The 26,987-nt window shown below is 34.7% G+C and carries 31 protein-coding genes and 1 other annotated feature; of the genes, 28 read left to right on the top strand and 3 right to left on the bottom strand.

Features of this window, described 5'->3' with window-relative positions; genetic code table 11:
* The 28 genes from HMPREF0367_RS07760 to HMPREF0367_RS07630 form a co-directional block, all read left to right on the top strand.
* Nucleotides 1-667 (top strand): putative immunity protein (locus HMPREF0367_RS07760; protein WP_211237385.1); only part of this gene is annotated, 667 nt, incomplete at its 5' end.
* A 237-nt stretch (nt 668-904) separates the two neighbouring features.
* Complete coding sequence (gene infC, locus HMPREF0367_RS07755; RefSeq protein WP_022356498.1) at nt 905-1,453, top strand: translation initiation factor IF-3; 549 nt, start codon at nt 905-907, stop codon at nt 1,451-1,453.
* A 17-nt stretch (nt 1,454-1,470) separates the two neighbouring features.
* Nucleotides 1,471-1,665: a 50S ribosomal protein L35 gene (rpmI, locus tag HMPREF0367_RS07750; RefSeq protein WP_015536024.1), complete on the top strand. Its 195-nt coding sequence runs from the start codon at nt 1,471-1,473 to the stop codon at nt 1,663-1,665.
* A gap of 14 nt (nt 1,666-1,679) precedes the next feature.
* Nucleotides 1,680-2,039: a 50S ribosomal protein L20 gene (gene rplT, locus HMPREF0367_RS07745; RefSeq protein WP_015536023.1), complete on the top strand. Its 360-nt coding sequence runs from the start codon at nt 1,680-1,682 to the stop codon at nt 2,037-2,039.
* 134 nt (nt 2,040-2,173) lie between these two features.
* A complete protein-coding gene (locus tag HMPREF0367_RS07740) occupies nt 2,174-2,386 on the top strand; it encodes a FeoA family protein (protein WP_022356499.1) in 213 nt (70 codons plus the stop codon).
* A gap of 19 nt (nt 2,387-2,405) precedes the next feature.
* Entirely contained in the window at nt 2,406-2,627 is a 222-nt protein-coding gene (locus HMPREF0367_RS07735; protein ID WP_035402990.1) for a FeoA family protein, read from the top strand.
* A gap of 14 nt (nt 2,628-2,641) precedes the next feature.
* Complete coding sequence (feoB, locus tag HMPREF0367_RS07730) at nt 2,642-4,828, top strand: ferrous iron transport protein B (RefSeq protein WP_035402988.1); 2,187 nt, start codon at nt 2,642-2,644, stop codon at nt 4,826-4,828.
* A gap of 23 nt (nt 4,829-4,851) precedes the next feature.
* Nucleotides 4,852-5,028: a FeoB-associated Cys-rich membrane protein gene (locus HMPREF0367_RS10880; RefSeq protein WP_022356502.1), complete on the top strand. Its 177-nt coding sequence runs from the start codon at nt 4,852-4,854 to the stop codon at nt 5,026-5,028.
* A 155-nt stretch (nt 5,029-5,183) separates the two neighbouring features.
* The gene (locus HMPREF0367_RS07725; RefSeq protein ID WP_035402987.1) at nt 5,184-6,422 is read left to right on the top strand and encodes an aminopeptidase; all 1,239 of its coding nucleotides are present in this window, start codon (nt 5,184-5,186) and stop codon (nt 6,420-6,422) included.
* 43 nt (nt 6,423-6,465) lie between these two features.
* On the top strand, nt 6,466-7,776 hold the full coding sequence (locus HMPREF0367_RS07720) for a DUF2812 domain-containing protein (RefSeq protein ID WP_022356504.1): 1,311 nt from the start codon (nt 6,466-6,468) through the stop codon (nt 7,774-7,776).
* Nucleotides 7,777-7,864: 88 nt separating this feature from the next.
* Nucleotides 7,865-8,101: a binding site (T-box leader), on the top strand.
* A 35-nt stretch (nt 8,102-8,136) separates the two neighbouring features.
* Complete coding sequence (gene hisZ / locus HMPREF0367_RS07715; RefSeq protein ID WP_051335222.1) at nt 8,137-9,288, top strand: ATP phosphoribosyltransferase regulatory subunit; 1,152 nt, start codon at nt 8,137-8,139, stop codon at nt 9,286-9,288.
* Entirely contained in the window at nt 9,251-9,898 is a 648-nt protein-coding gene (hisG, locus tag HMPREF0367_RS07710) for an ATP phosphoribosyltransferase (protein ID WP_022356506.1), read from the top strand. The genes hisZ and hisG overlap by 38 nt, the downstream gene beginning before the upstream one ends.
* A complete protein-coding gene (gene hisD / locus HMPREF0367_RS07705) occupies nt 9,879-11,165 on the top strand; it encodes a histidinol dehydrogenase (RefSeq protein WP_035402984.1) in 1,287 nt (428 codons plus the stop codon). Before hisG ends, hisD begins: the two co-directional genes overlap by 20 nt.
* Nucleotides 11,162-12,181, top strand: a complete 1,020-nt coding sequence (locus tag HMPREF0367_RS07700) for a pyridoxal phosphate-dependent aminotransferase (protein WP_035402981.1) — start codon at nt 11,162-11,164, stop codon at nt 12,179-12,181. The genes hisD and HMPREF0367_RS07700 overlap by 4 nt, the downstream gene beginning before the upstream one ends.
* Before the next feature lie 4 nt (nt 12,182-12,185).
* Nucleotides 12,186-12,770, top strand: a complete 585-nt coding sequence (gene hisB / locus HMPREF0367_RS07695; protein ID WP_022356509.1) for an imidazoleglycerol-phosphate dehydratase HisB — start codon at nt 12,186-12,188, stop codon at nt 12,768-12,770.
* The gene (gene hisH / locus HMPREF0367_RS07690; RefSeq protein WP_035402979.1) at nt 12,767-13,381 is read left to right on the top strand and encodes an imidazole glycerol phosphate synthase subunit HisH; all 615 of its coding nucleotides are present in this window, start codon (nt 12,767-12,769) and stop codon (nt 13,379-13,381) included. Before hisB ends, hisH begins: the two co-directional genes overlap by 4 nt.
* Nucleotides 13,378-14,097 (top strand): 1-(5-phosphoribosyl)-5-[(5-phosphoribosylamino)methylideneamino]imidazole-4-carboxamide isomerase, encoded by a 720-nt coding sequence (gene hisA / locus HMPREF0367_RS07685; RefSeq protein WP_035402976.1) that lies wholly within the window; start codon nt 13,378-13,380, stop codon nt 14,095-14,097. The genes hisH and hisA overlap by 4 nt, the downstream gene beginning before the upstream one ends.
* A gap of 1 nt (nt 14,098) precedes the next feature.
* A complete protein-coding gene (hisF, locus tag HMPREF0367_RS07680; RefSeq protein WP_035402973.1) occupies nt 14,099-14,860 on the top strand; it encodes an imidazole glycerol phosphate synthase subunit HisF in 762 nt (253 codons plus the stop codon).
* Entirely contained in the window at nt 14,857-15,186 is a 330-nt protein-coding gene (gene hisI, locus HMPREF0367_RS07675) for a phosphoribosyl-AMP cyclohydrolase (protein WP_022356513.1), read from the top strand. The genes hisF and hisI overlap by 4 nt, the downstream gene beginning before the upstream one ends.
* On the top strand, nt 15,183-15,506 hold the full coding sequence (hisE, locus tag HMPREF0367_RS07670) for a phosphoribosyl-ATP diphosphatase (protein ID WP_035402971.1): 324 nt from the start codon (nt 15,183-15,185) through the stop codon (nt 15,504-15,506). Before hisI ends, hisE begins: the two co-directional genes overlap by 4 nt.
* A gap of 63 nt (nt 15,507-15,569) precedes the next feature.
* Nucleotides 15,570-16,343, top strand: coding sequence for a methyltransferase domain-containing protein (locus HMPREF0367_RS07665; protein WP_035403003.1), 774 nt, complete (start codon nt 15,570-15,572; stop codon nt 16,341-16,343).
* Complete coding sequence (gene rlmD / locus HMPREF0367_RS07660) at nt 16,340-17,629, top strand: 23S rRNA (uracil(1939)-C(5))-methyltransferase RlmD (RefSeq protein WP_035402968.1); 1,290 nt, start codon at nt 16,340-16,342, stop codon at nt 17,627-17,629. The genes HMPREF0367_RS07665 and rlmD overlap by 4 nt, the downstream gene beginning before the upstream one ends.
* Before the next feature lie 32 nt (nt 17,630-17,661).
* Nucleotides 17,662-18,207: a VanZ family protein gene (locus HMPREF0367_RS07655; RefSeq protein ID WP_022356517.1), complete on the top strand. Its 546-nt coding sequence runs from the start codon at nt 17,662-17,664 to the stop codon at nt 18,205-18,207.
* Between the two features lie 175 nt (nt 18,208-18,382).
* The gene (locus HMPREF0367_RS07650) at nt 18,383-19,015 is read left to right on the top strand and encodes a helix-turn-helix domain-containing protein (protein ID WP_035402965.1); all 633 of its coding nucleotides are present in this window, start codon (nt 18,383-18,385) and stop codon (nt 19,013-19,015) included.
* A 75-nt stretch (nt 19,016-19,090) separates the two neighbouring features.
* Entirely contained in the window at nt 19,091-19,990 is a 900-nt protein-coding gene (locus HMPREF0367_RS07645) for an ROK family protein (RefSeq protein ID WP_035402962.1), read from the top strand.
* A 94-nt stretch (nt 19,991-20,084) separates the two neighbouring features.
* Nucleotides 20,085-20,999, top strand: a complete 915-nt coding sequence (locus HMPREF0367_RS07640) for a Ppx/GppA phosphatase family protein (protein ID WP_035402959.1) — start codon at nt 20,085-20,087, stop codon at nt 20,997-20,999.
* The gene (gene ppk1 / locus HMPREF0367_RS07635) at nt 20,992-23,103 is read left to right on the top strand and encodes a polyphosphate kinase 1 (protein WP_035402957.1); all 2,112 of its coding nucleotides are present in this window, start codon (nt 20,992-20,994) and stop codon (nt 23,101-23,103) included. The genes HMPREF0367_RS07640 and ppk1 overlap by 8 nt, the downstream gene beginning before the upstream one ends.
* A 68-nt stretch (nt 23,104-23,171) precedes the next feature.
* Nucleotides 23,172-23,537: a hypothetical protein gene (locus tag HMPREF0367_RS07630; protein ID WP_035402954.1), complete on the top strand. Its 366-nt coding sequence runs from the start codon at nt 23,172-23,174 to the stop codon at nt 23,535-23,537.
* A 10-nt stretch (nt 23,538-23,547) separates the two neighbouring features.
* Here HMPREF0367_RS07630 and HMPREF0367_RS07625 read toward each other — a convergent pair whose 3' ends face one another.
* Genes HMPREF0367_RS07625 through HMPREF0367_RS07615 form a run of 3 tightly spaced genes read right to left on the bottom strand, consistent with a single transcriptional unit; the run spans nt 23,548 to nt 26,961 of the window.
* Nucleotides 23,548-24,531 (bottom strand): aspartate-semialdehyde dehydrogenase, encoded by a 984-nt coding sequence (locus HMPREF0367_RS07625; RefSeq protein WP_035402952.1) that lies wholly within the window; start codon nt 24,529-24,531, stop codon nt 23,548-23,550.
* Nucleotides 24,528-25,850: an aspartate kinase gene (locus HMPREF0367_RS07620; RefSeq protein WP_022356524.1), complete on the bottom strand. Its 1,323-nt coding sequence runs from the start codon at nt 25,848-25,850 to the stop codon at nt 24,528-24,530. Before HMPREF0367_RS07620 ends, HMPREF0367_RS07625 begins: the two co-directional genes overlap by 4 nt.
* 4 nt (nt 25,851-25,854) lie before the next feature.
* The gene (locus HMPREF0367_RS07615; RefSeq protein ID WP_022356525.1) at nt 25,855-26,961 is read right to left on the bottom strand and encodes a homoserine dehydrogenase; all 1,107 of its coding nucleotides are present in this window, start codon (nt 26,959-26,961) and stop codon (nt 25,855-25,857) included.
* Nucleotides 26,962-26,987 lie beyond the last annotated feature (26 nt).

Raw genomic sequence — 26,987 nt, 5'->3', positions numbered from 1 at the left:
GTTCGAGTCCCTTCACCCGCACCACTTGAAAATCGGAGCAGCAATCGCTGTTCTTTTTTTTATAGGTATTAATATGTTGAATATAGAAGATGTAAAAAGTAAACAAAAGCGGAAGAATCAAATTCTATTTGATCGTAACTCAACCTGTCTACAATCTTTATTAGAAGAGATACGAAAGTATCCGCATAAGACTTTGACATTATGGGCTCTAACATGTGCGCAAGTTCCGGCGAATGAATTAAATAAACTTTTAACAAATGATGACCGAGTTAAGATTGCACTCGATTTATGTACAAAATGGATGCAAGGTCATGTTAAGATGCCGCAGGCAAAAAAAGCTTTGTTATCCGTTCATGTGATTGCCAAAGAAACAGATGATGCATATATCAAAGCTTTGGCACATGCGATTGGACAAGCTTGTGGATCGGTTCATGTAGAAACGCATGCGTTTGGACTTGTGATGTATGAGATGACTTCGATTGTCATTAAATATGGCATCGATGATTGTATTCCTTATTTAGAAGAAAAACTGAAATACTATCAGAGAATGTTAGTTGAATGCGATTATAGAATTAAATATGAAGAATTAGAATGGGCGTCTTTTTTAAAAGTGGATCATCCTAAAAATAAAGAACAATTATTGTTTGAGAAGACACAAAAGAAATGATGATCGTATTATCTTTTTTCTTTTATCAAAAATATCCGAAATATAGTATAATAAGGGCACAAAAGGTTGCAAACGAAAGCCAAACATGCTAAAATACTCGAGAAAGAAATGGAAAGATAGAAGCACCCCTTCTCACCTGATGTCCAAAGGACATGGGTTCACAGCCAATTCAATTATGAATTTGTGAAATTAATGGGTGCCTTTGTGTGCCCATTTTCTTTGTTTAGAAAAAGGTAGGTGTCGAATATCAATAACAGAAAAGTTGCCCCAAACAATGTCAATGATGATTTGTTTAATGAGAAGATTCCATTTAAAGAAGTGTTAGTCATTGATGTAGATGGAACTCAGTTGGGCGTTATGTCAAAAAAAGAAGCATTGGACATTGCATACAAACAAAATTTAGATTTGTTATGTGTTGCACCGAAAGCTCGTCCAGCCGTATGTAAGGTCTTAGATTATGGCCGTTATCACTTTGAACAGCAGAAGAAAGCCAAGGAAGCTAAACGTAAACAGCATGTTGTTGAAGTTAAGTCTTTACGCTTATCACCAATCATTGATACGCATGATTTTGAAACAAAATTACGTCATGCGACAAAATGGATCGAGGCAGGAATGAAGGTAAAAGTTGATATGCGATTCCGAGGTCGTTTGATCACTCGAGTTGAGGTTGGAAAGAAGATCATGAATGACTTTTTGGAAGCTATGAGCGAAATTGCAGTAGTTGAGAAAAAGCCTCAGCTGGAAGGAAATACGATGTCAACAGTGTTGGCACCAAAGAAGAAATAACAAAGGAGGATAAGAATATGCCTAAAATGAAGAGCCACAGAGGATTAGCAAAACGTGTTAAAAAAACAGGAAGTGGAAAATTAAAGAGATCTCATGCTTATACATCTCACCGTTTCCACGGAAAAACTAAAAAACAAAGACGTCATTTAGCAAAACCAGCAACTGTACATGCTACTGACTACAAACGTATCAAGGATATGTTAGTGAAATAAGGGAGGATTAAACAATGGCAAGAGTAAAAGGTGGAACTGTTTCACGCGCTCGTAGAAAACGCGTATTGAAATTAGCCAAAGGATATTTTGGTTCAAAACACACATTATATAAAACTGCAAATGAGCAGGTAATGCATTCTTTCAAATATGCATACAATGATCGTCGTAAATTAAAAGGAAATATGCGTAAGATCTGGATCGCTCGTATCAATGCAGCTGCACGTATGAACGATTTATCTTATTCACGTTTAATGCATGGACTTAAATTAGCTAACATTTCTATCAACCGTAAAATGTTAAGTGAAATGGCTATCCATGATGCTGAAAGCTTCACTAAATTATGTGATGAAGCAAAAGCTGCTTTAAACGCTTAATTGTTGTTCAATTGAGATGGAGAAATCCATCTCTTTTTTTGTTTTGTAAGTTAGATTTAACAAACTTTATGTTGACACATCTTACTTGTTAGAGTAAACTAACTAGTGTTAGATAAGGCTAACAGGAGGTAACTATGATGCCATTAACATTTGCCGATACGAATCATGGATATGTGATTCAACGAATTACAGGTCAGGATAAAGTTAGGATGCATTTGAAAAATCTTGGCTTTGTTGAAAATGAAACAGTTTCTGTAATTCAAAGTATTCAAGGAAACCTGATCGTCGAAATTAAAGGTGTTCGAATAGCCCTCGATAAATCGTTAGCGAATCGAATCATGGTTTAACAAAGAGAGGATGAAGAGTATGAAGTTGTTAAAGGACTGTAAGCCTTCGGAAACGGTCGTGGTTAAAAAAATCACTGGTGCTGGTGCGACCAAACGTCGCATCATGGATATGGGAATTACCAAAGGAGTAGAAATACACATCCGTAAAGTGGCTCCTTTAGGAGATCCTATTGAGTTAAATATTCGTGGATATGAATTATCTGTGCGCAAACAAGATGCACAGATGATTGAAGTAGAATAGGAAAGGGAAGTTGTATGGAAATCAAAATTGCATTAGCCGGTAACCCGAATAGTGGTAAAACGACTTTATTTAATAATTTAACTGGTTCAAGACAACGTGTCGGGAACTGGCCAGGGGTGACTGTAGAGAAAAAAGAAGGACCATTAAAAGGTACGAATGATGTCACGATTCAGGATTTACCTGGAATTTACTCGTTATCACCATATTCTTTAGAGGAAGTTGTTTCGCGAAACTATTTAGTTAATGAAAAACCAGATGCTATTTTAAATATTATAGATGGAACAAATATTGAACGTAACTTGTATTTGACAACTCAATTATTAGAACTAGGAATTCCTGTTGTTGTTGCGGTCAATATGATCGACTTGGTCGAAAGAAATGGAGACAAGATAGATTTAAATCGCTTATCTCAAGAATTGGGTTGTCCTGTAATGGCTGTTTCTGCTTTAAAAGGAAAAGGAACAAAAGAAGTGGCTGCCAAAGCGATAGAAGTGGCTAAAAAACATCAAGTTGCACCAATACCTGAGATCTATGACAAAACTGTCATGTCGGCTTTATCGAAGATTGAATCGGAACTTCAAATGCAAATTGATGACTCAATGGTGCGCTGGTATTCGGTTAAAGTATTTGAAAGAGATGAAAGAATTGATGAATTCTTAAAATTAACAGATGAAAAGAAAGCTAAGATTGAACCAATAATCAAAAAGGTAGAAGAGACATTGGATGATGATGCAGAAAGTATCATTACTTCACAAAGATATGATTACATTGGAACAATTGTCCAACATTCTGTGAAGAAAAAGGGTTCTAAACATGAATTATCTGTTTCGGATAAGATCGATAAAATAGTCACAAACCGTATCTTAGCTTTACCAATCTTCATCTTGGTTATGTATGTTGTATATACCATTGCGATGGGAGGTACTTCTATCTCGATTGGTACAATGGGTACGGATTGGGCAAATGATGTTCTTTTTGGAGAAATCGTGCCAAACTTCTTTGGAGGAATTTTAACATCATTACAAGTAAATGATGTTTTATATGGCTTGATCATGGATGGAATTATTGGAGGTGTTGGAGCCGTTCTAGGATTTGTGCCTCAGATTTTAGTTCTGTTCTTATTGTTATCTATCATGGAAGATATTGGATACATGTCTCGTGTGGCGTTTATCATGGACCGTATCTTCCGTCGATTTGGCTTGAGTGGAAAGAGCTTTATTCCAATGTTAGTTGCTACTGGGTGTGGTGTTCCAGGAATAATGGCAAGTCGTACGATTGAACAAGACCGTGATCGCAAGATGACGATCATGACAACAGGCTTTATTCCTTGTGGGGCAAAGATGCCAATCATAGGTTTATTTGCCGGTGCTGTTTTTGGAGGTAGTTCTTTAGTCGCAACGAGTGCTTTTGTGATTGGAATTGCAGCTGTGATCATAAGTGGTATCATTTTAAAGAAATTTAAAGCTTTTGCTGGAGAACCTGCTCCATTTGTTATGGAATTGCCAGCTTATCATTTACCAAGTGCAGGGAATGTATTGCGTGCAACCTGGGAAAGAGGATGGAGCTTTATTAAACGAGCAGGTACAGTTATCCTTTTAAGTTCTATTATTCTTTGGTTCTTACAAGGTTTTGGCTTTACTGATGGCCAGTTTGGAATGGTGGAAGATAATAATACTTCTTTACTTGCTAATATTGGAAATGCGATTGCATGGATTTTTGCTCCAATTGGCTGGGTCGGAGATATGGCTTGGAAGGCAACTGTTGCTACCTTTACTGGACTCATTGCTAAAGAAGAAGTGGTCAATACATTTGGTGTACTATATAACTTTAGTGAAGTCAGTGAAGAAGGTAATGAGATTTGGACTTTGATTGCTCAAGATTTTACTCCAATTGCTGCTTACAGTTTTATGATTTTTAACTTGTTATGTGCACCATGTTTTGCGGCAATGGGTGCTATTCGTCGCGAGATGAATAATACGAAGTGGACAATGGCTGCGATTGGCTACATGTGTCTATTTGCATATGTATCAGCTTTGATTGTATACCAATTGGTTGGTTTAGCTATTGGAGAAGTTGCTTTTAACTTCTGGACGATCGTTGCGCTTGCATTATTGATAGGAGTCATATATCTTTTATTTAGACCAGGTTATAAACCTAAATCAGAAGCTTTGGATCTAAAAGGAATGCAGACTGCAAAATAATATAAAAAAAGGGGGAATCATAGATGGGCGATGTTATAGTACTAATTGTTTTGGTCTTGATTGTTGGACTTGTCCTAAGATCAATGTACACGCAACGCAAAAACCCCAAAAAATGTACCGGTGATTGTACAACTTGTGGAACTTCGAGTTGTAAAATTGACTGGGATGCGATTAGAAAAGATATTCGGGAGCAAAAATAGGATGCTCCCTTTTTTATTAAGGATATTACATGGATTAATTGAAATCTTTGGTTCTTACCATGTTTTTTAATATTTATCATTTTGTCAAAATCATAAAAATTAAATGGTAGAAATATCATTTTTTGATGTAAACTTATGGATAGGGAGTTGAAAAAATGAATCAAGAATACTTAAAGAAATATGCCAGACTGCTAGTGGTAAGTGGTCTCAATGTTCAAAATAATCAAATTGTTGTTATTAAAAGTCCGCTTGAGGGATCCGGATTGGTTCATCATATTGTAGATGAATGTTATAAAGCGCATGCTAAAGATGTAATTGTTAAATATCAAGATGAGATCATTACACATAAACGATATCTTTATTCAGACCCAGAGGTTTTTAAGGACGTACCAGATTATGATGCAGAGTTTTATAATCAAACTTCAAAAGAAAAAGCTTGTTATCTTACTTTGGTTGGAGATGATCCGGATTTAATGAAAGATGTAGATCCTTCTCGCATGATGGATTATCAAAAAGCCTTTCGAGCTAAAACGAAACCATATCGCAATCGTTTAGATTATATGGAGTGTCAATGGTGTATTGGGGCTGTACCATCCTTAAATTGGGCAAAAAAGATTTATCCTGATCTTGATGATGAAGTTGCTATTGAAAAGCTATGGGATGCGATTTTTAAAGTATGTCGTATTGATGAAAAGGATCCAGTCGAAAACTGGAATCGACATCGTGCTTCTTTTGAGAAAAATGTTCGTCTCTTAAATGAAATGGATATTGATCATTTCGTTTACACGAATTTGCTAGGAACCAATTTAAAAGTTGGTATGCCAGAAGATTATATGTTTTGTGGAGGAGGATCGTATTTAAACGATGGAACATATTATTTTCCAAATATACCGACGGAAGAAGTCTTTAGTATGCCGCATCGCTTACAAGTGAATGGGCGTTTAGTTGCTTCCATGCCTTTAGTGTATAATGGAAATCGTATTGAAGATTTCTGGTTTGAGTTTAAAGATGGAAAGGTTATAGATTTCGATGCCAAAATGGGAAAAGATGTATTAGAAAATCTTTTGAATGCAGATGAGGGAGCACGCTATCTAGGGGAAATTGCGTTAGTTCCATATTCATCTCCAATTAAGAGTTTAGATACATTGTTTTATGAGACTTTGATCGATGAAAATGCATCCTGTCATTTTGCCTTGGGCCAATCATATCCTGAATGTATTAAAGAAGGATTGAATCAAACAGATGAAGAATTAAAGGAAAGAGGAGCCAATCAATCTTTGATTCATGTTGATTTCATGGTTGGAACGAAAGATTTACAAATCAAGGCTATTACAAGAAACAATCAGGAAATAGATGTTTTTACGCAAGGGAATTTCAGTTTAGAATTTGACTAAACTGTAGAAAAACTATAATATAAATATATTAGGGGGAAGTGTCATGCCAAATGAAACAAAAGATAAAACAACATTGGAAAAACTAAAAGAATTGCAGGAAAACGATACGATATCTTCTCTTGACTTTGAAGAGCCAGAATTAAAAACATTTGATGTTACAAATATTTTTGAAATAGATGATGAACAAAAAAAGCCAGAGAAGAAAAAGTTTACTTTTGGCAAACGAGCAAATCGCCATGCAAGCCAAGTAAAAATCAAAACGAATGAGTTCGATAATACTCAGCCAATTATTGAAGATATACGATTCTCGCAAGAATTAAAAGATATAGAAGGCGATTCGCCATCAGAACCAGAAGAAGTTGTAGAAAACCAACCAGAACCTGTTCAAGAACAACCTCTTGAAAAAGAAAATATACCAGAAGAAACAGCCAAACCAGTTATTGAAGATAAAGAAGTGGTTGAAGAAGTTATCACTTCAGAAGTAGTCGAAACACCAGAAACTATTGAAGAAGATGTCGAAGAAGTAGAAGAATTTGAAGAAACTGAAGACATCGATGAAGAACTTGAAGAATATGATGAAGAAGACGAAGTAGAAGAGGAAGAAATCAATGATTCCGACGAAACAGAGGCAGTCTTTAATGAAGAGGAAGATGAACTTTTCATGGAAAAGAAAAAATTCCTTTTATCTCAATATCAAAAACAAGAAGCGTATTTGGAACAAAAATCCAAAGAAGGGTACCATTTTGTTCGTCATGTAGGAAAGAAATTCTATTTTATCCAAGGGGAACCGGCAGACTATTATTATTCGATCAATTATTTTGCCGAAGAACCTGATGCTGACCAGTGGCGTGAATGGGAACAGGATGGATGGAAACTAGTAAGTCGTTCACCAGCTAAGAAAAAACGTGAAGCTGGATGGTTTATCTTTAGAAATACAGAGCGTAAAGGGGAGTATCGCAAAGAAATTGATAATGAAGAGGAAAAATATCGATTCTATCGCAAATATTCAAATTCATGTCGTTCTACGATGTTCTTGATCTTTATGTGTATGGCAATGTGTGCAGTTGCTGCTTATCTGCAGTGGGTGTTTAGAGGATATCTATGGGGATTTGCCTTGTGTGGTGTTGTATTCCTGATTGCCTTCATTGTCTTCTGTATGTATGGAAGAATGCTTAGAAATTCAAAGAAAACCGCAAGAATGTTACAGGCAAAACTTCGTACTAAAGAAAGACGTGCTGCTTTTTATGCCCAGCATTCTTTTGAAACAGATGAAACAGAAGAAGAATTGGATACAGATTGGAATACTTTGGAACAAACTTCGCAAACACAGAAATTACGTAGAAGAAGCAAATAGATGGTCAATAGATCATCTTTTTTTTTGTATTATGAAAATATTTTTCATATTTACATTGACATTTTCATACATTTTCATTATATTATCCATATAGGCTGGGAAGAGAAATAGTAAGATAGTTATTTTTTTAAAGAGAGTTCTTGGCTGGTGAAAAAGAATAAAGAAGACTATCTGAACACATCTTGGAGCTGTATGGGTGAATTGAGTAATCCATATCGGTCGTCACCGTTAAAAGACAAGAGTATGTTAGTACTTGATGAGGCAGATACCGTGAGGTATTTGTGAAAAAAGGTGGAACCACGTAAGTTAAACTTTCGTCCTTAGGATGAAAGTTTTTTTGTATAAATGGAGGTCAAATACATGAAAAAGATCTATTTACCATCGGGAATGCGAGACAATATCCTATCTGAAGCAAAGACAAAAAAAGAACTTCAAGTTTGTTTTGAAAAAGTTTTTGAAAGCTATGGATATTCAAAAATCTACACTCCTTCGATTGAATTTTTTTCAACGTATCAAAACGCTTTTAGCAATCTAAATTCCAACAGCATGTACAAATTCTTTGATCAAGATGGAAATATCTTAAGTCTTAGAATGGATATGACAGTACCAATTGCCCGTGTTTGTGCAACAAAGTTTAAAGACTACCAACTCCCTCTTCGATTTTATTATTCCTGCAATGTTTTTAAAGTCAGAGAATCTTTTGCGGGAAAACGAAATGAAGTTACAGATTGTGGTGTTGAGTTGATCGGGCTGGATAAAAAAAGCGATGTAGAAGTCTTGATGTGTGCTTTTGATGCCATGAAGGCTTTAAATGTTAAGACATATGCTATTGAATGTGGCGATAGTGGCCTTTTTAAAAAGGCATGCAAATTATTAAATATGGAAGATGAAACCATCGAAAAACTAGCTGATTTGATCGATCGAAAATCAATGGTCGATCTAAAGCTCTTCTTAGATACTCTAAATTTAGAGCCGAATCAAAAACAATTTATGATGGAACTTCCATTGTTGAATGGGGATGTCTCCATATTATCAAAAGCTAAGAAACTTTGTTTTGATGAAAGCTTAAAAGAAAAAATCGAAGAATTAGAAGATATATATACTTTACTAAGTAAACTAGACTATCACCAACATCTACGATTTGATCTAGGAAAAATTGCCCATCTAGATTATTATACCGGTCTTATCTTTGAAGGGTTTGTTGAAGGAGTAGGTGTCAGTGTTTTAAGTGGTGGACGATATGATAAATTGCTTAGTAAGTTTGGAATGGATGTTCCAGCTTGCGGCTTTAGTATAAAGATTGATTACCTGCTTGATATCATCAAACATTCAAGTAAAAAATCTTGTAAATTATTCTATCCACAAGACAAAGAAGTAGAGGCATTATTGATGGCTGCCAACTTGCGAAAAGAAAAAAATGTGGAATTAATACCATGGCAGAAAGAAAATATTTGGATCAAGGAGGAAGAGACGGATGTCATTATCGATAGCGTTGACGAAAGGTCGTCTTGAGAAAAATACAGTTGCATTGTTAGAACAATGTGGATATGGAATTGAATCATTAAAAGATAAGGGGAGAGCCCTTGTATTTCAAGATACAAAAAAAGATGTTCGTTATTTTTTAGTAAAATCGAATGACTGCATCACATATGTTGTTCATGGTGTCGCTGATCTAGGTATTGTTGGAAAAGATACGATCTTAGAGAATCCTCAAGATTATTATGAGATGTTGGATCTAGAATGTGGTAAATGTAAGTTTATCGTTGCCAGTCTTCCTGAAAATGATTTATTTCATAAAGTAGGGCATATAAAAATTGGGACAAAATATCCAAGTGTGGCAAAAGATTACTTTTTAAAAAGAAATATGGATGTTGAGATCATAAAGATTGATGGCTCTGTGGAACTGGCACCTATTCTTGGCTTGTGCGATGGCATTGTTGATATCATGGAAACAGGTACGACATTAAAAGAGAATGGTTTGGTTGTGTTGGATACAGTTCATGAAATTAGTGCTCGAGTAATCGTAAATAAAGCAGCATATAAATTAAAACGTGAAGAAATCATGAATGTACTACAAGATCTACAAAGGATGGTGAATCAAAATGTTAAAAAGGATCGATAAAAATAATAAGGAGCAGCTGCAGTCTTATCTGCAGAGTCGAAGTCAGGAAATTGAAAGTGATATTTTGATCAAAGTGTCTGAAATCATAAATGAAGTAAGAATGAAAAAAGATGAAGCTTTAAAAAAATACACGTATCAATTTGATAAAATAAAGGTAGATACATTTAAAGTTACAGAAGAAGAAATTGATGAAGCGATAAAACAATGTGATCCTGCATTTATGGATGCCATGAAGCAGGCAAAAGAAAATATTACATTTTTCCATAAGGCACAGAAACAAAATGATTATATACTTCATAAAGAATATGGGATTTATCTGGGGCAGTGTATACGTCCGATCGAAAGTGTAGGAATTTATGTTCCTGGAGGAAGAGCACAATACCCAAGTTCTGTATTGATGAATGTAATTCCAGCTAAGGTAGCTGGTGTTCAAAGAATTGTAATGGTGACTCCACCGGATCCAAGTGGACAGATACATCCCAATATTGCCTATGCCGCAAAATTGGCCGGGGTTCATGAAATATATAAGGTAGGAGGAGCACAGGCGATAGCTGCTTTAGCTTATGGCACAAATGAAATTCCAAACGTTGATAAGATCGTAGGACCAGGGAATATCTATGTAGCTGCTGCCAAAAAATTGGTTTTTGGAAAAGTCGATATTGATATGATTGCTGGTCCAAGTGAAATCTTGGTCATTGCGGATAAAAATGCTGATCCAAAGTATGTTGCAGCGGATTTATTAAGCCAGGCAGAACACGATCCAATGGCCAGCTCAATTCTTTTAAGCAATGATGAAAATCTTATATCAAAGGTAAATTGCGAACTTGAAAATCAGATCGTAGGTCTTCCTAAAATGGATATTACTCAAAAAAGTCTTGAGAATTATGGAAAATCCATCCTTTGTGAATCAATAGAAGAATGCATTGAGATTGCGAATATGATTGCACCTGAACATTTAGAATTAATGGTTAATGAACCAATGAACTATCTATCGCAAATCAAAAATGCTGGATCGATTTTCTTAGGGTATTATACTTGTGAGAGCATAGGGGATTATTTTGGCGGAACCAATCATGTCTTACCTACAAATGGAACAGCTCGATTCTCAAGTGCTTTAGGAGTCGATAGTTTTATTAAAAAATCAAGCTTTCTACATTATTCAAAACAGGCAGTGCAAGCCTATGGACATCAAATTGAGACCATGGCTGTACAGGAAGGCTTACAGGCACATGCCAATGCGATCAAAGTAAGGATGAATAAATCATGAAAGATGTCAAGGAATATAAAACGCATACACAACAAGGTATCTTACTAAATGCCAATGAGATGTCAGATAATTTATCTTCATCTATTTTAAAAGAAATCCAGGAGAAAATCGTAAATTTAGACTTCAATCGATATCCTGATAATGACTGTATACGACTAAGAGAGGCTTATAGCGCTTTATTAAACGTTCAAATTGAAAATGTTCTGGCAGGAAATGGTTCGGATCAAATTCTTGGATTGTTGATTGGATATTTTCTAAAAGAGGGAAAAACGTTATTGACCTTGGATCCAGATTTTAGCATGTACGATTATTATTGTGGTACTTATGATGCCAATTTACTTAAATACCCAACTAGAGATGATGGTAGTTTTGATGTAGAAAACTTTATTCGCTATGCAATAGATAATAAGGTGGATATGATTCTTTTCAGCAACCCAAACAATCCTACAGGATTTCTGTTAACAAATGAAGAAATAAAAGTTATGTTGAAACAATTGAATACTATCCCTGTTGTCATTGATGAAGCGTATGCTGAATTTGCCAAAGAAAGTGCAACTGAGCTGATTGATCAGTTCGATAACCTGTATATTACCAGGACCTTGTCAAAAGCTTATGCGTTGGCTGGAGCCCGTGTAGGATTTCTAGTTTCTAATGAAAAAAATATTAAACAGATCCATAAAGCAAATGTTCCATATGTGCTCAATTGTGTTTCTCAAATGATTGCGATGCTTACCTTGAAACATGTTGAAGAATTTAGAAACAGGATCGAGTCTATAAAAAAGAAACGAGATGAATTAATTCATTCAAATTATAAATCCATTCATATTTATGATAGTCAGGCTAACTTTGTCAAAGTAAAGTGTAAAGATCTAAAAAAAATGTATGCATACTTTGATAAGAACAATGTGATCGTACGAAAATATGAAGGAAAAGATTATTTTCGTTTGACCATTGGAAATGATCAGGAATACAAGCTGATCAAAAATATTTTTGATCAATATGAAAAGGAGGTGTAAGACAATGCGAAAGGCGCATTTGGAAAGGAATACAAATGAAACAAAGATCAATTTAACATTAAATCTAGATGGAAGTGGTGAATCTCACATAGATACAGGAATCGGCTTTTTTGATCATATGTTGTCTTTGTTGGCTTTTCATTCAAACTTTGATATTGATTTAGTTGCTCAAGGGGATCTAGAGGTTTGTGATCATCATACGATTGAAGATTGTGGGATCGTTTTAGGTAAGGCTTTTAAGGAGGCTTTACAGGATAAAAAAGGAATTCGTCGTTATGGTTCTTTTACGATTCCAATGGATGAAACATTGTGCAATGTGACATTGGATTTAAGTTCTCGCAGTTATCTTGTTTATCATTGCGAACTTAAACGAGAAAGAGTGGGGAGTTTCTCCTGTGAAATGGTTGAAGAATTTTTAAGAGCGTTTGCGTTTAATGCGGGAATTACGTTACATGTTAATGTTTATTATGGAACCAATGATCATCATAAGATCGAAGCTATATTTAAAGCTCTTGGACAGGCTTTAAAACAAGCGGTTATCGTGGATGGTGATAAGATATTTAGTTCTAAAGGAGTGCTTGAAGGATGATTGCCATCATAGATTATGGAATGGGAAACTTGTATAACGTAAAAAATGCCTTGGATGCTCTAGGAGTAGATTCAATGATCACATCTAAAAAAGAAGATCTGCAAAAAGCAGATAAACTTATATTGCCCGGTGTAGGTGCCATGCAGGATTGTATGTTGAATCTAGAAAAAAGTGGTTTAAAAGAAACAATAATAGATTTCGTTTTACATCAAAAAAAGCCTTTATTAGGAATATGTTTAGGAATGCAGGCTTTGTTTGAATCAAGTGAAGAAAATGGACATATCAAAGGATTTGGGTTTATCAAAGGAAATGTGATCAGAATGGAGGATACCAATGTAAGAATTCCACATATTGGCTGGAATAATCTTCAGTTTGTAAAGGATATGCCTTTAAAAGATAAATTTTCAAAAGCACCTTTTGTCTATTATGTGCATTCTTATTATGCAAGTGATTATGACAAGGAAGATCTGGTCGCATATTCAGAATATGGAAATATGAAAATTTGTGGTGTGATCATGCATGGTCATGTTATGGGATGTCAATTTCATCCAGAAAAAAGTGCTGAAGATGGGTTAAAAATCCTAAAATATTTTGTGGAGGAATTTGTATGATAGTGATACCGGCAATTGATATTTTAGATGGTGTAGGTGTACGTTTATATCAAGGTAAGTATGAACAAAAAGATGTGGTAGCTTCCAGTGTTGAAGAGATGGCTTTATATTTTGCGAATATGCAAGCGCCTTATCTACATATGGTTGATTTAAATGGAGCCAAATCCGGAACCAGGGAGAATGCGAAGATCATTGTCGAATGCGCTAAGAAAATAGATATTCCCATTGAAGTAGGTGGAGGCATTCGCACGATGGAAGATATAGCTTTTTATCTGGAACAAGGAATTGCTCGTGTGATCCTTGGAACCTCCGCTTTAAAAGATAGGATGTTTTTAGAACAGGCTTTAAACCGTTATGCCGATCGTATCGTAGTGGGTATAGATTGTAAAGATGGATATGTACAAGCACAGGGATGGCTGGAGTCCAGTGATGTATATTATCTTGATTTTGCCAAAGAAATGGAAAAATTAAATGTTAAGACCATTATTGTTACTGATATATCAAAAGATGGTACATTGGCAGGTCCAAATTATGAAATGCTGAAAAAATTAAAGGAAACAGTCAAGATAGATATTATTGCCAGTGGAGGTATCAAGAATATTGAACATATCAAGCGTTTAAATTCAATGTGTTTATATGGAGCAATTACGGGCAAGGCAATCTATGCAAAGACCTTAGATTTAAATGAAGCCTGGAAGATCTGCAAGGAGGGATGATATGCATACAAAAAGAATTATTCCTTGTTTAGATGTCAAAGATGGAAAGGTCGTTAAAGGAATTAATTTTGTTGGATTAAAAGAAGTTGGAGATCCAGTCCAACTTGCTAAACAATATTATGAACAGGGAGCTGATGAATTGGTATTTCTTGATATTACCGCCACACATGAGGCAAGAGATACGATGGTGGATGTGGTAAAACAAGTAGCCAAGGAAATCTTTATACCTTTTACAGTAGGTGGAGGGATACGAACCCTTGAAGATATTCAAAAAATGTTACATTCTGGTGCAGATAAAGTAAGTGTGAACAGTGCCGCAATCAAGGATTCAAATTTAATCAAAGAAGGAGCACGACTTTTTGGCAGTCAATGTATCGTTTTGGCAGTAGATGCCAAGAAGAGAGAAGATCAAAGTGGGTGGAATGTCTTTATTCATGGTGGACGAATTGATACAGGCTTGGACTTGATTGACTGGGTAAAACAGGCAACTGATTTAGGTGCCGGAGAAATCTTGTTGACAAGCATGGATGCAGATGGTACCAAGAAAGGCTTTGATATTGAACTTTGTAAAGCAGTTTCTAAAGAGGTTTTAGTTCCTGTTATTGCCAGTGGAGGATGTGGATCTTTAGAGCATTTTAAAGATGTATTTAAAGAAGAAGCTGCCGATGCAGCTTTAGCAGCCAGCTTATTTCACTATAATGAATTAACGATTTCCCAAATTAAGACATATTTAAAAGAAGAAGGGATCCCGGTACGAATATGATACAGATCGATTTTAAAAAGAACAATGGATTGGTGCCTGTAATCGTACAGGATGTTCATACCAATCAAGTACTTATGCTGGCGTACATGAATGAAGAAAGCTTGCGTTTAAGTATAGAAACAAAACTTGCGACCTATTACAGTCGCTCTAGAAAATCTCTTTGGATCAAAGGCGAAACAAGTGGTCACTATCAACACATTCAAGATATTTTAGTAGATTGCGATAATGATACCTTGTTGTTGAAAGTAGAACAAGATGGTGCAGCTTGTCATACAGGTAAATACAGTTGTTTTTATCGAAATATTGAAGGAGATGAAATTTTATGAGTGAGTTAAAATCTTTATATGCTACGATTCAAGATCGTAAAGAAAATCCTGAACAAGGTAGTTATACTTCATACCTGTTTGATAAAGGACTAGATAAGATACTAAAAAAACTGGGTGAAGAAAACACCGAAGTTATTATTGCTTCTTTGATGCAGTCTAAAGAAGATCTTATCAATGAGATTGGAGATCTTTTATATCATTTGATCGTTTTGATGGTCGAAAAAGGGATCACCTTAGAAGAAGTTGAAACAGAATTAGAAAAACGTTCGAAAAAGAGTCACAATTTAAAACCAGAAAGAAGACCCATTGAAAATCTATAGACACAAGTGGTCTTTTTTCTTTTCTTCCTTGTAAATAAAACGTATTTTTTTTATACTTTACGTATGCTGATTTGTCCTAAGTGTAAAAAAGAGCTAAAAAAAGAAGATCATTGTTATAGATGTCCTGAAGGACATTCTTTTGATATTGCTAGACAAGGCTATGTTAATCTCTCTTTGAAACAAAAGAAAAATCAAGGAGATAACCGTCTTATGGTGTTGGCTCGATCTAAGTTTTTGGAAGAAGATCATTATGATTTTATGCGTCAGTTTGTAAAGGATAAATTAGTTGATCACAATATACACACTTTGATTGATGGTGGATGTGGACAAGGTTATTATACAAAAGAGTTTAAACAAGTCGTGGATACAGTATATGGTATTGATCTTAGTAAAGAAGCTATTCGATATGCGGCGGCACATGATAAACAAAGTCAGTATTTTGTTGCTGGTATCTTTGATATGCCATTTTCGGATCACTCAGCTGATTGTATCACTTCTATTTTTACACCATTACCACATGAAGAAGTTTATCGTGTGTTAAGAGAAAATGGTATTTGGATCGTGGTTGGTCCAGGGCCTGATCATTGTATTGAGTTAAAAGAACTGATGTATGATCGCCCATACAAAAATGACTGGCCAGATAAACATATGGATCATTTTGAATGTGTCTCACAGGATTTAATTTCAAATAAAGCTGTGGTAGAAGATGTATGGTCTTTGTTGGAAATGACACCATATCGATATAATTCACCATCTTCTTCTTTAGATAAAGTAAAAGCTTGTAAATCGTTAGATACGACATTTGAATTTGTCGTTAGTATATGGAGAAAAATATGAAATCGGTAATAAAAAAATGGGGAATCAATGGAGAGGGAATTGTTTTTAGAAATAAAAAACCAGTCTTTATTGTAGGGGCGATTCCTACGGAAAGAGTTTCTTATCACATCGTTCAGGAACATAAAGCCTACTGTATAGGCGAGCTTGAAAAAGTTGAACAAGAATCCAGTCTTCGCAGATACCCGGTCTGCCAATATGCAGATAGATGTTCAGGTTGTTCTTTGATGCATGTTAAATATAAAGGACAGTGCAAGATGAAAGAACAAATTTTGAAAGAATCTTTAAAAAAATATGCCCAATATGATGGGCCTATCGAACCAATACGAAAGAATATCAATAATTTAGGGTATCGAAATAGCTGTAAGCTACCTTTAAGAGTCATTCAAGGCAAATTAGTGAGTGGAATGTATAAAAAGAACTCGAATGATTTTGTGGCGATTGATCATTGTTTGATTCATTCAAAATATATTGAACACGTTCGAAAACAAATCTTAGAAGTAATCAATAACTATGGATCAGCTTTGGATAAGACTTTGTTTAAAAGCTTTGTCATTAAGGAATTTAATGAAAAAATACAGGTTATCTTAGTAAGTGGGCCAATGGATTTTCCACAAAAACTTATTGATCAAATCTGTAATATAGAAGGAATTGTTTCTTTGTGGCAGAGTATAAAAACAGATCGTTCTGTTGATGTTTTTGGAAGTGAGATGAAACATCTGGCTTTAGAGATGAATATTACTCTTAACATTGAAGATTTACAGCTTTCTTTATTGCCACGATCTTTTTTTCAGTTGAATACCACACAGGCTGTTGAGATGTATAAATATGTAAGTAGTTTAGTGGATTCATGTAATCTTTTGGTCGAGGCTTATTGTGGAATTGGGGCAATGTCTTTATTCTGTGCTAAAAAAGTTAAACAGGTTATAGGTATCGAATATATTGATGATGCCGTAAAGAATGCTAAAGAAAACGCGAAGATCAACCATATTAAAAACGCATCTTTTATTTGTGGAGATGCAGGGCAAGTATTAAGAAATATATCAAAAGATCATGAAATTGATACTCTGATCGTTGATCCGCCAAGAACTGGATTGGATCGAGTTATGATCGATACGATCTTGTCATCTAACATAAAAAATATCATCTATGTTTCATGTAATCCAAGTACCTTGGCTAAAAATATAGATGCTTTAAATAAACGATATCATTTGGTGCAGGTACAGCCTTTTGATTTATTTTCGCAGACACAACATATAGAAACTGTATGCTTGTTTAAACGATCATAAACTTTCCTTAAGTGCAATAAAGGGGGAATTGTATGCTTGGAAAAATATATCGTCTTTTGATTGCATGTCTAGCAGCTGTTCCAATACAGCTGTATGTCATGCCTGTTCTTTTACAATATGTTTATATGCCTTCTTCTTATGGACAGATTATCATGTATATCATGATTGCGATCGTTATTTATGAGTTTTTGGTTACTTATAAAAAATGGAAGAAATGGGATTGGCATATTCTAACGGGAATTTACTATATAACACTGATTTATATTTTGTTCGCAAGACCGGATATGGGATATTCTTTATATGAACTAGACCCTTTTCAATTGGTCAATAGTATTCGATATGGTTCCTATGATGAATGGATCATAGCTCTATTTAATATTTTGATCTTTATTCCAATGCCAATCATGAACCATTATTATTTTAAAAAAGATTTAAAAGTATTATTCTCCTGTGTTTCCATTGGATTTTTGATTGAACTGATCCAGGCTATATCAAGAAGGGGTGTTTTTGATATTGGTGATATTATCTTGTATGGTGTAGGTATCTTAATTGGATATATCATCGAAAAGCGATTATGAGAATTCAGGAAAGTTTACGATATTGGTATAAAAATAGGAGAGAATTTTTGTAAGAATCTGCATTTTCAAATTATGAAATATGTGCAAACCTAGATGCAGATATCAAACGATTATGATAATTACATAGCTAAAAATAAATATATAATAGTATTTAAAATAGAAAGCAAAGTTAGTTATGGTTATTAATAATGGTATAAAAGAAGCAAGAGAAAAGAAAATGATGACACAAAACGATTTGGCAAATCGCATGGGTGTAGATGTTAATGTCATCAAAGATTGGGAAGAGAATAATACGATGATTTCTTTAAAAGATGTTCGACGTTTAACGAAGTATCTAGATGCAACTAGTGATCAGCTATTATTAGGCTGTACGAAGCCTCCTATTGATTTATCAGGTTTAACAGAAGATCAAATCGAAGAGATTTTTTCTTTATTTATTACAAATTTAAAGAAATTAAACCGTCATCATCGAAAGATCAATATGAAGACAAATAGATCTACAGTACGAGACTTTGGCTCTAAAGTCTATTATATACGTGTACGTCTTTTAGGAATTTCTCAAGAGGAATTAAGTTATAAATTAAATATATCACGAACATCGGTTCAATCGTATGAAAGAAGCAGTGAGGTTGATTTGGTGAATCGAATCATCTCTTTATCTAAATTATCTAAGGTATCAACTGACTATTTGATCTTCAATGATTGTCCACTTCAACTTTCCAGTTATGAATTGGATAATGAAAGATATTCGATCTTAAAACAGTTGGTGCAATTTTATGTAAAATACAATACGATCCACAATCGATGACAACGCTTACATTTTTCGGTTGAGTTTCTTCTTCAATAATTCTACAATAGAGATGAGGATTGTGAGGATTTAGAAATGAAAACATTTATTGGTGTAGACCTTGGTGGAACGAATATTCGTGCAGCCAAAGTCGATGAAGAAGGAAATATTCTTCAAATGGTAAAAGATGTCAGTGAGCCGGATAAAGGGGCTGAACATGTGATGTCTAAGATGATCGAACTAATCGAGCGAATTGATGGATATGAAGAATGCGAAGGAATTGGAATGGGAATACCAGGCCCAATTGATACGATACATGGCAAGATCATTGTTTCAACCAATTTACCAAAACTTGTTGGCTATCCTATCGTAGAACATATTTCAAAACATTTTAATAAACCAACATTTATTGATAACGATGTAAAAGTGGCAACACTCGGAGAAGCGTGTTTAGGTGCTGGAAAAGAATATCCAATTGTTTATTATGTAACCATTTCTACTGGAATTGGTGGAGCTTTATCTATTGATAAAAAAGTATTGAGTGGACAAAATGGTCATGCGGGTGAAATTGGAAATATTTGTATTGATCGCAATCGAAACAAGTACAATATTTTAAATGTAGGTGCTGTAGAAAATGAGGCAAGTGGAACAGCCATTACAAGAAAAGGAAAAGAAGTATTTGGCGATACGATCCAGCATGCTGGAGATGTTTTTGAACTAGCTCGTCAAAAGGATGAAAAAGCTTTAGAAATTGTAGATAATATGGCTTATGATCTTGCGATGATGTTTAGTGCGATTGCTCATGTATGTGATCCTCATGTATTTGTCGTAGGTGGAGGAGTCATGAAAGGCAAAGATGTATTCTTTGATAAGATGGAGAAGTATTATCGTGATATGATCCATGTGGGAATGCAGCCAGTTGTATTTAAAGAAGCGATGTTAGAAGAACCTGGTATCATTGGCGCAGCTATGTTGCCAATGACAAAAATTGCGTAATCACTAACCTCTTTTATAGAGGTCTTTTTTACAATTAACAGAGAATTTACATTTATATAAGTTAGAAGAATTATAATAATATGGGGGTTTGAGTATGATACATGGAATCATTGATATCGGATCAAATACGATTCGATTAAATGTATATCAAATTAATGAAAATAATAATTTTGAAATCTTGTTTTCAAAAAAGGAAGCGGTTGGGATCGTTTCCTATGTTAAAAAGCGCATTATGTCTGAAGAAGGTATTCTAAAATTAGAACAGTGTTTAATGCGTTTTAAAGATATGATGCAAGCTTTAAATATTGGCTCTTTTTCAGCTTTTGCGACAGCTTCTTTACGAAATATTGATAACACACAAGAGGTATTGGATAGAGTTAAAAACGACTGTGATATCAAGATCAATTTACTTTCTGGTGCTCAGGAAGGTAGATTGAGTTTTAAAGGAGCTATTCACGGACTAGCCCATGACAATGGTATCTATGTGGATACAGGCGGAGGAAGTAGTGAGATCATTTTATATGATCATAACCAGATTGGGTATGTCGCCAGTTTACCGATTGGATCTTTAAACATGTTCAATAAATATGTAAAAGCCATTCTTCCTAAGGCAAAGGAAGTTAAATTGATGAAAGAACGTGTTATGAAAGAATTAAAAGATGCCGAGAAGGATAAAGGAACTTTTCGATGTCGATATCTTGCGGTGACTGGTGGTAGCATGCGAGCTTTACGCTCTGTGCTTGTGAGCTTGAAATGGATTGCCAAAGATTGTTATGAGTTTGACAGCAATCAATTAAAAGAACTTACAAAATATTTATTAGAAGATGAAGAGCGTTATGCGCATTTGTTTTTGAAAGTTAAACCAGACAGGATCCACACTCTTTTTTGTGGATTGGTGATCATTGATACGATTGCGCAATATACACAAGCTGAAAAAATTCAAGTATCAATGAATGGAGTTCGAGAAGGTTATTTGATTGAGAGAGTTATAGGAGAACAAAATGCATAAAAAATATCCGTTTACCCAAAATCGTGAACTATCTTGGCTGCGTTTTAATGAACGAGTTTTAGAAGAAGCAGCAGATCCAAGAGTTCCGTTATTGGAAAGATTAAAATTTATAGCTATTTTTACCAGCAATTTAGATGAATTTTACATGATTCGATGTGGTAGTTTATATGATTTATCTTTGATTGATAAAGATAATATTGATAAACGCAGTGGAATGACACCAGATGAACAGTTAGATGCGATTTATGAAATGAGTGAGAAACTATATGTTTTAAAAGATGAAACGTATAAAGATATCAATCGCACATTAAGATCTTTGCAGATGTCTTGTCTTTCATTTAAAGATCTATCTAAAAAGCAGTTAAAATATGTAACCCAATATTTTGATACACAGATTTTTCCTTTGTTGTCACCACAGATCATAGATGCAAGACATCCTTTTCCACATTTAATAAACAAAGGATTGTATATCATTGTTGAATTGGAACAAGGATACGGAATCATAAGTGTTCCTAATTTTATAGATCGAGTCTTATATGTTCCAGATACGGAGCATTGTTATTTGTTAGCAGAGCAAATTATCTGCCACTTCGCACAAAAGCTTTTTAATGAAGAAGTATTGTTTAAAACAGTCATTCGTGTCACTCGCAATGCCGATATCAACCTGGATGATAAAGCGATTGATGATGATGAAGATTATCGACAATCTATGAAGAAGATCTTAAAGTCTAGAAGTCGTTTGTCACCAATTCGATTAGAATTCTATAAAGATATTAAGGATGATGTCTGTGAATACTTATGCGATCATTTAAATTTGAAACGCAAGCAAGTTTTTGTTTCAAAAACTCCATTGGAAATGGAGCATGTCTATTCCGTTATTGATTCAGCTTCCTTGTCGTTAAAGACACCTTTATCTTATGAAGATTTTAATGCTCAGCCATCCATTGATCTAGATAGTAAGAAACCATTGATTCCACAAATCATTGATCATGATGCTTTATTGTTTTATCCATATCAGGATGTTGGAGTATTTCTTGATTTGTTAAAAGAAGCAAGTTCAGATCCAAATGTTGTTTCAATCAAGATTACGATCTATCGACTTGCGAAACATTCAAAGATTTTAAGATATTTATGTCGAGCTGCAGAGAACGGCAAAGAAGTTACGGTCTTGATGGAGCTTCGTGCTCGTTTCGATGAACAGAACAATATCAATGCAGCAGAAATCTTAGAAGATGCTGGATGTCGAATCTTATACGGTTTTGAAAACTATAAAGTTCATTCTAAGGTTTGTCTGATTACGTATAAAACAAGAAATACGATCAAGTATATTACTCAAATTGGAACAGGGAACTATAATGAAAAAACAAGCCATATGTATACGGATATTTCGTATATAACGGCAAAAGAAAGTATCGGTAAAGATGCAGTAGCTTTCTTTCAAAATATGGCAACATCGAATTTAAATGGATCTTATCAACATTTATGGGTTGCTCCTGCCAATCTAAAACAGGAAGTTCTATCGAATATCGATCTTTTGATCGAACATGCCAAGGCTGGCAAAGCGGCATCTATTAAGATCAAGATGAATTCAATGACCGATATGGATATCATGAAACGTCTTGTTGAAGCCAGCCAAGCAGGGGTAAAAATTACTATGGTTATTCGTGGTATTTGTTGTTTGTTACCAGAGCTTGAAGGCTATACGGATAATATTTGGATCATTAGTATAGTTGGACGTTTCTTGGAACATTCTCGAATTTACTGTTTTGAAACACAGGGTGTCAACAAGGTATATATATCCAGTGCGGATTTTATGACAAGAAATACTGAAAAACGTGTTGAAGTAGCTTGTCCAATTTATGATGAACGATTAAAAAAACGTATATTAGATTACTTTGATGATATTTTAAAAGATAATGTAAAAGCAAGATATCTAAAATCTAATGGACAATATGTACGTGTTGATTCTTCACGAGATCCTTATGATTCTCAAAAAATGAATATGGAAAAAGCGATTGAACTTGTCTCAAATAAAGAGGAAAAAGTGGAAAATAGACTATTTGATATATTAACTCAGTTGAAACAATCAATCTTTAAAAAATAGGCCTTCCTCCATGAAAAGTAGAAAAAAAACTAGAAATAAAGTACAATAGAGAAATCATGGAGGTATTTATGAAAAAAGAGAAGAATTTAACGAAGATTTTATATGTATTTGTTGTTTTATCCTTGGTTTACACTGGATACACATTATTTTCAACATATTCAGCACTTTCAACGTATATAGCTGCTGGAACGATCACAACAGCTCAGATCATTGAAACTTTAATTTCTTATTGTTTTAATCCGGTTATGTTAACTGTGATCCTTTATGCTCTTGCTTGTATGAATGAAACTTTGATCAAATTATTGGTACGTGATGAAGAATCAAAAGAAGAAAAAAAAGAGGCACCAGAACAAAAAGTTGAAGAAGATGAAACAGATACGATCGAATCCAAAGAAATTGTTGATAAAACAAACGAAGACCAGGCTGAAAAATAGCCTGGTCTTTTTAAAGAAGTTTTTCTAAAATTTGAACAGCGTTCGTAGCGGCTCCTTTGCGTATTTGATCGCCGCAGCAGAATAAGGATAAAGAGTGATTTGTAGGATCAGAAATATCTTTACGAACACGGCCTACATAAACAAGATCTTGATCTGTTGTTTCTAAAGGCATTGGATATTGTTTGTGTAAAGGATCGTCTTTTAATAGAACGCCTTGTGCTGATGATAGAAGTTCTCTAGCCTTGGTAATATCGATTTCTTTTTCGCATTCGATCGTGATACTTTCAGAATGGCTTCGTAAGATTGGAACACGAACGCAAGTGCAGTTTACCAAAAGGTTGTCATCGTGTAAGATTTTTCTGGATTCATTTTGTAGTTTCCATTCTTCTTTTGATATTCCTAGATCATCAAAGTCTCCGATTTGAGGGATTAGGTTGTAGGCAATTGGATAAGGAAATGCATTACAAGGTGCAGTAGGATCTTTTAATTGATTTTCTAAATCTTGAATACCTTTTACTCCAGCTCCACTAACAGCCTGAAATGTTGTGACAATCATGCGTTTGATCTTAAATTCTTTATGCAGAGCATTTAATGCGACCAGGGCAATGATAGTCGCACAGTTGGGATTGGCAATGATACCTTTGTTCTTGGCGATATCCTCCGGATTAATTTCAGGGATAACTAGAGGAACATCTTGGTCTAAGCGAAAGGCACTTGAATTATCGACGATGACCACATTGTTTTCTAACGCCCAGGGAATCCATGTTTTGGCAATATCGTTTTCAGTGGCACCAAGAGCAAAGTCAACATCTTTAAAACTATCTGGATTCAATTCTTCACAAATAATTTCTTGATCGAAGAATTTGAATTTTTTTCCTTTAGAGCGGGCACTTGCCAAAAGCTTTAAGTTGCATTGAATGTTTCTTTCTTCAAGGCATTTTAACATCTGTTGTCCTACAGCGCCTGTAGCGCCTACAATTGCAATTGTCTTCATGACTGTTTCTCCTTTGTGACAAATGTGTCATAAATAACTTGTATCGTTTTTTCAAAATCTTTTTTCTTTACACCAACCGTTATGTTGATTTCATCGCTGCCTTGGGCAATCATCACAATATTGATGTTGTTAGCTCCTAGAGAACCAAATAGTTTACCACTGGTACCTGGCTTATCAGACATGTTTTTACCCACGGTTGAAATCAATGAAATATCTTCCTGTGTTTTGATTTCATCTGGTTTTAATTCTGTCTTGATACGAGCAAGAATTTCATATAAGGAATCTTCAATGTCTTTTTTAGAGACAACGATACTGAAGGAATCAATTCCACTTGGAATATGTTCTACACTTATATGATATGCTTCAAGGATCGATAGAACTTTTCGGATAAATCCTATTTCGTTGGACATATGTTTTTTATAAATGTAAATGCTTAAGAAATCTGTCTTTCCAGCAATCCCTGTAATGGCATAAGGGTTGACGTAATTGTTATGTTCTTGAATGATCGTTCCTGCATCCTGTGGTCGATTTGTATTCAAGATATGAATGGGGATATTTGCTTCCTTGACAGGGAATATAGCTTCTTCATGAAGAACGCTGGCACCCATATAGCTTAACTCTCTTAGTTCTGAGTAGGTGATATGTGTAATTTGTTCTGGATCTTTTACGATTCTTGGATCTGCCATTAAAAATCCAGAGACATCGGTCCAGTTTTCATAGACATCTGCATTTAAACATCGTGCCAATATAGCTCCGGTAATATCTCCACCACCTCTAGGAAAAATTTGGATTTGTCCATTGGCACTGCCTCCATAGAAACCGGGAAAAACAAAGTTTTTATACTGAGCGCATTTTGCGGTTAGTTTGTTTGTTGTTGCCTGCCAGTCAATGGTTTTATCTAATCGAAAACGAATGATATCTTTGGCATCGACAAATCCATAGCCTAAATATTCTGCCATTAATTTGGCACAGAAATATTCTCCTCGTGAAACGATTTCGGCTTGGTTCATTTGATTTAAGTTCGTATAAAAACGATCTAATTCCTTTTCAATAGGTTGTTTTAAACCTAGTTCATTTTTTATTTCCAAGAAACGATCTTTGATCAAATTAAAAACATTTGAGGCATCTACGTGATATTGACGATGTGCATCTAATAAATAGAGCAGGTCGGTAATCTTATTGTCATTTCCGTTTCTTTTCCCAGGGGCACTCACTACAACATATTTTCGTGCAGGATCTGACATAACGATCTCTTTAACTTTTTTAAATTGAGAAGCACTGGCTACACTGCTTCCGCCAAATTTTGTGATTTTTAACATAAGCTTATCTCCATATTGCGATCATTGCATCTGTATCTTGTTTTTTGATTTTTTGAATGATTGTCTGATCCATTTGTTCGATCCAATAGTAAGAACCATCTTTTTTTGTATAGTTGATTGTAAGCTCTTTATTTGAACGAATGATCCAGTTTTCTTTGATCAGTGTTTCATCATATGTGTACGTATTGGTTAATATAATCGTACGTTCTTTGTTTTCCAATGTATCAATTGCATTTTGCATCATAGCTTGAGCGGTAGCTAATTGACCAGCCCCTTGACCTAGATAGCCAAGTGTTTCAAAGCTATGTGCATGGATCGTTTGTGCATTATAGTTGTTTTCAACATTGGCTAAGAAAGTTCCATTATCTAAAAATGCCGGTGCAATGATCGTACAAACTTTTTCATCTTTACAAACTGAAATTGCTAAATGGCGAATGATCTTCCCGTTTTCTTTTGCCAAGGCAATATCATTATTTGAAATTTTAGAAATACCAACAGGTTTTGGCAGCTCTAATTTTTTGTTTTTATAAGCCAGCATATTAGATATAACAGCCTTATAGTAAACATCAATTCCTTCCACATCATTCGTAGGATCTTTTTCAGCATATCCAAGGTCCTGTGCATTTTTTAAGGCAACTTCATAATCAAGAGCATTTTTAGTCATTTGATCTAGAATATAGTTACTGGTTCCATTAAAGATTCCTTCATATCCTTGAATTGGCTCCAAACGCTGTAGCTTTAATAGTGCATCTAAAAAAGGAATTCCACCCGCAACACAAGCTTCAATTTGAATGGTCGTATCATTATCTTTAGCTAGATCTAAATAATCTTCCAAATAGGTTGCGATAACTGCTTTATTGGATGTGATTACATGTTTTTTCGCTTTTAAAGCTTTACGAATCAATGTGTTAGCTGGTTCAAGACCATTCATACATTCCATGACAATATCAATGGATGGATCTTCAACGATATGTTCTTCGTTTGAAAAGCGGGGAAGATCTTCCTTTTCTTTTCGTACATATATATATTGGATATTGAGATCATTGGTTAATTCACAAAGTTTTTCAACACCTTTTCCTACAACACCGTATCCACATAAAGTAATGTTCATTTTATCCTCCTTATGTGTTTTTTTAA

This window comes from Faecalitalea cylindroides ATCC 27803 (assembly GCF_000469305.1).
Taxonomy (GTDB): Bacteria; Bacillota_I; Bacilli_A; order Erysipelotrichales; family Erysipelotrichaceae; genus Faecalitalea; species Faecalitalea cylindroides.
The sequence above is the reverse complement of the archived record's forward strand: the minus strand, read 5'-3'. Positions and strand labels throughout refer to the sequence as shown.

Coding starts and splice junctions, on each gene's coding strand:
- HMPREF0367_RS07735 (WP_035402990.1), top strand. CDS start 2,406: ATGAAGTTGTTAAAGGACTGTAAGCCTTCGGAAACGGTCGTGGTTAAA.
- rpmI (WP_015536024.1), top strand. CDS start 1,471: ATGCCTAAAATGAAGAGCCACAGAGGATTAGCAAAACGTGTTAAAAAA.
- ppk1 (WP_035402957.1), top strand. CDS start 20,992: ATGCATAAAAAATATCCGTTTACCCAAAATCGTGAACTATCTTGGCTG.
- HMPREF0367_RS07725 (WP_035402987.1), top strand. CDS start 5,184: ATGAATCAAGAATACTTAAAGAAATATGCCAGACTGCTAGTGGTAAGT.
- HMPREF0367_RS07615 (WP_022356525.1), bottom strand. CDS start 26,961: ATGAACATTACTTTATGTGGATACGGTGTTGTAGGAAAAGGTGTTGAA.
- HMPREF0367_RS07640 (WP_035402959.1), top strand. CDS start 20,085: ATGATACATGGAATCATTGATATCGGATCAAATACGATTCGATTAAAT.
- hisZ (WP_051335222.1), top strand. CDS start 8,137: ATGAAAAAGATCTATTTACCATCGGGAATGCGAGACAATATCCTATCT.
- feoB (WP_035402988.1), top strand. CDS start 2,642: ATGGAAATCAAAATTGCATTAGCCGGTAACCCGAATAGTGGTAAAACG.
- hisA (WP_035402976.1), top strand. CDS start 13,378: ATGATAGTGATACCGGCAATTGATATTTTAGATGGTGTAGGTGTACGT.
- hisE (WP_035402971.1), top strand. CDS start 15,183: ATGAGTGAGTTAAAATCTTTATATGCTACGATTCAAGATCGTAAAGAA.
- hisH (WP_035402979.1), top strand. CDS start 12,767: ATGATTGCCATCATAGATTATGGAATGGGAAACTTGTATAACGTAAAA.
- hisB (WP_022356509.1), top strand. CDS start 12,186: ATGCGAAAGGCGCATTTGGAAAGGAATACAAATGAAACAAAGATCAAT.
- HMPREF0367_RS07665 (WP_035403003.1), top strand. CDS start 15,570: ATGCTGATTTGTCCTAAGTGTAAAAAAGAGCTAAAAAAAGAAGATCAT.
- HMPREF0367_RS07620 (WP_022356524.1), bottom strand. CDS start 25,850: ATGTTAAAAATCACAAAATTTGGCGGAAGCAGTGTAGCCAGTGCTTCT.
- HMPREF0367_RS07740 (WP_022356499.1), top strand. CDS start 2,174: ATGATGCCATTAACATTTGCCGATACGAATCATGGATATGTGATTCAA.
- rlmD (WP_035402968.1), top strand. CDS start 16,340: ATGAAATCGGTAATAAAAAAATGGGGAATCAATGGAGAGGGAATTGTT.
- HMPREF0367_RS07630 (WP_035402954.1), top strand. CDS start 23,172: ATGAAAAAAGAGAAGAATTTAACGAAGATTTTATATGTATTTGTTGTT.
- HMPREF0367_RS07625 (WP_035402952.1), bottom strand. CDS start 24,531: ATGAAGACAATTGCAATTGTAGGCGCTACAGGCGCTGTAGGACAACAG.
- HMPREF0367_RS07655 (WP_022356517.1), top strand. CDS start 17,662: ATGCTTGGAAAAATATATCGTCTTTTGATTGCATGTCTAGCAGCTGTT.
- HMPREF0367_RS07650 (WP_035402965.1), top strand. CDS start 18,383: ATGGTTATTAATAATGGTATAAAAGAAGCAAGAGAAAAGAAAATGATG.
- rplT (WP_015536023.1), top strand. CDS start 1,680: ATGGCAAGAGTAAAAGGTGGAACTGTTTCACGCGCTCGTAGAAAACGC.
- hisF (WP_035402973.1), top strand. CDS start 14,099: ATGCATACAAAAAGAATTATTCCTTGTTTAGATGTCAAAGATGGAAAG.
- hisD (WP_035402984.1), top strand. CDS start 9,879: ATGTTAAAAAGGATCGATAAAAATAATAAGGAGCAGCTGCAGTCTTAT.
- HMPREF0367_RS10880 (WP_022356502.1), top strand. CDS start 4,852: ATGGGCGATGTTATAGTACTAATTGTTTTGGTCTTGATTGTTGGACTT.
- HMPREF0367_RS07645 (WP_035402962.1), top strand. CDS start 19,091: ATGAAAACATTTATTGGTGTAGACCTTGGTGGAACGAATATTCGTGCA.
- hisG (WP_022356506.1), top strand. CDS start 9,251: ATGTCATTATCGATAGCGTTGACGAAAGGTCGTCTTGAGAAAAATACA.
- HMPREF0367_RS07700 (WP_035402981.1), top strand. CDS start 11,162: ATGAAAGATGTCAAGGAATATAAAACGCATACACAACAAGGTATCTTA.
- hisI (WP_022356513.1), top strand. CDS start 14,857: ATGATACAGATCGATTTTAAAAAGAACAATGGATTGGTGCCTGTAATC.
- HMPREF0367_RS07720 (WP_022356504.1), top strand. CDS start 6,466: ATGCCAAATGAAACAAAAGATAAAACAACATTGGAAAAACTAAAAGAA.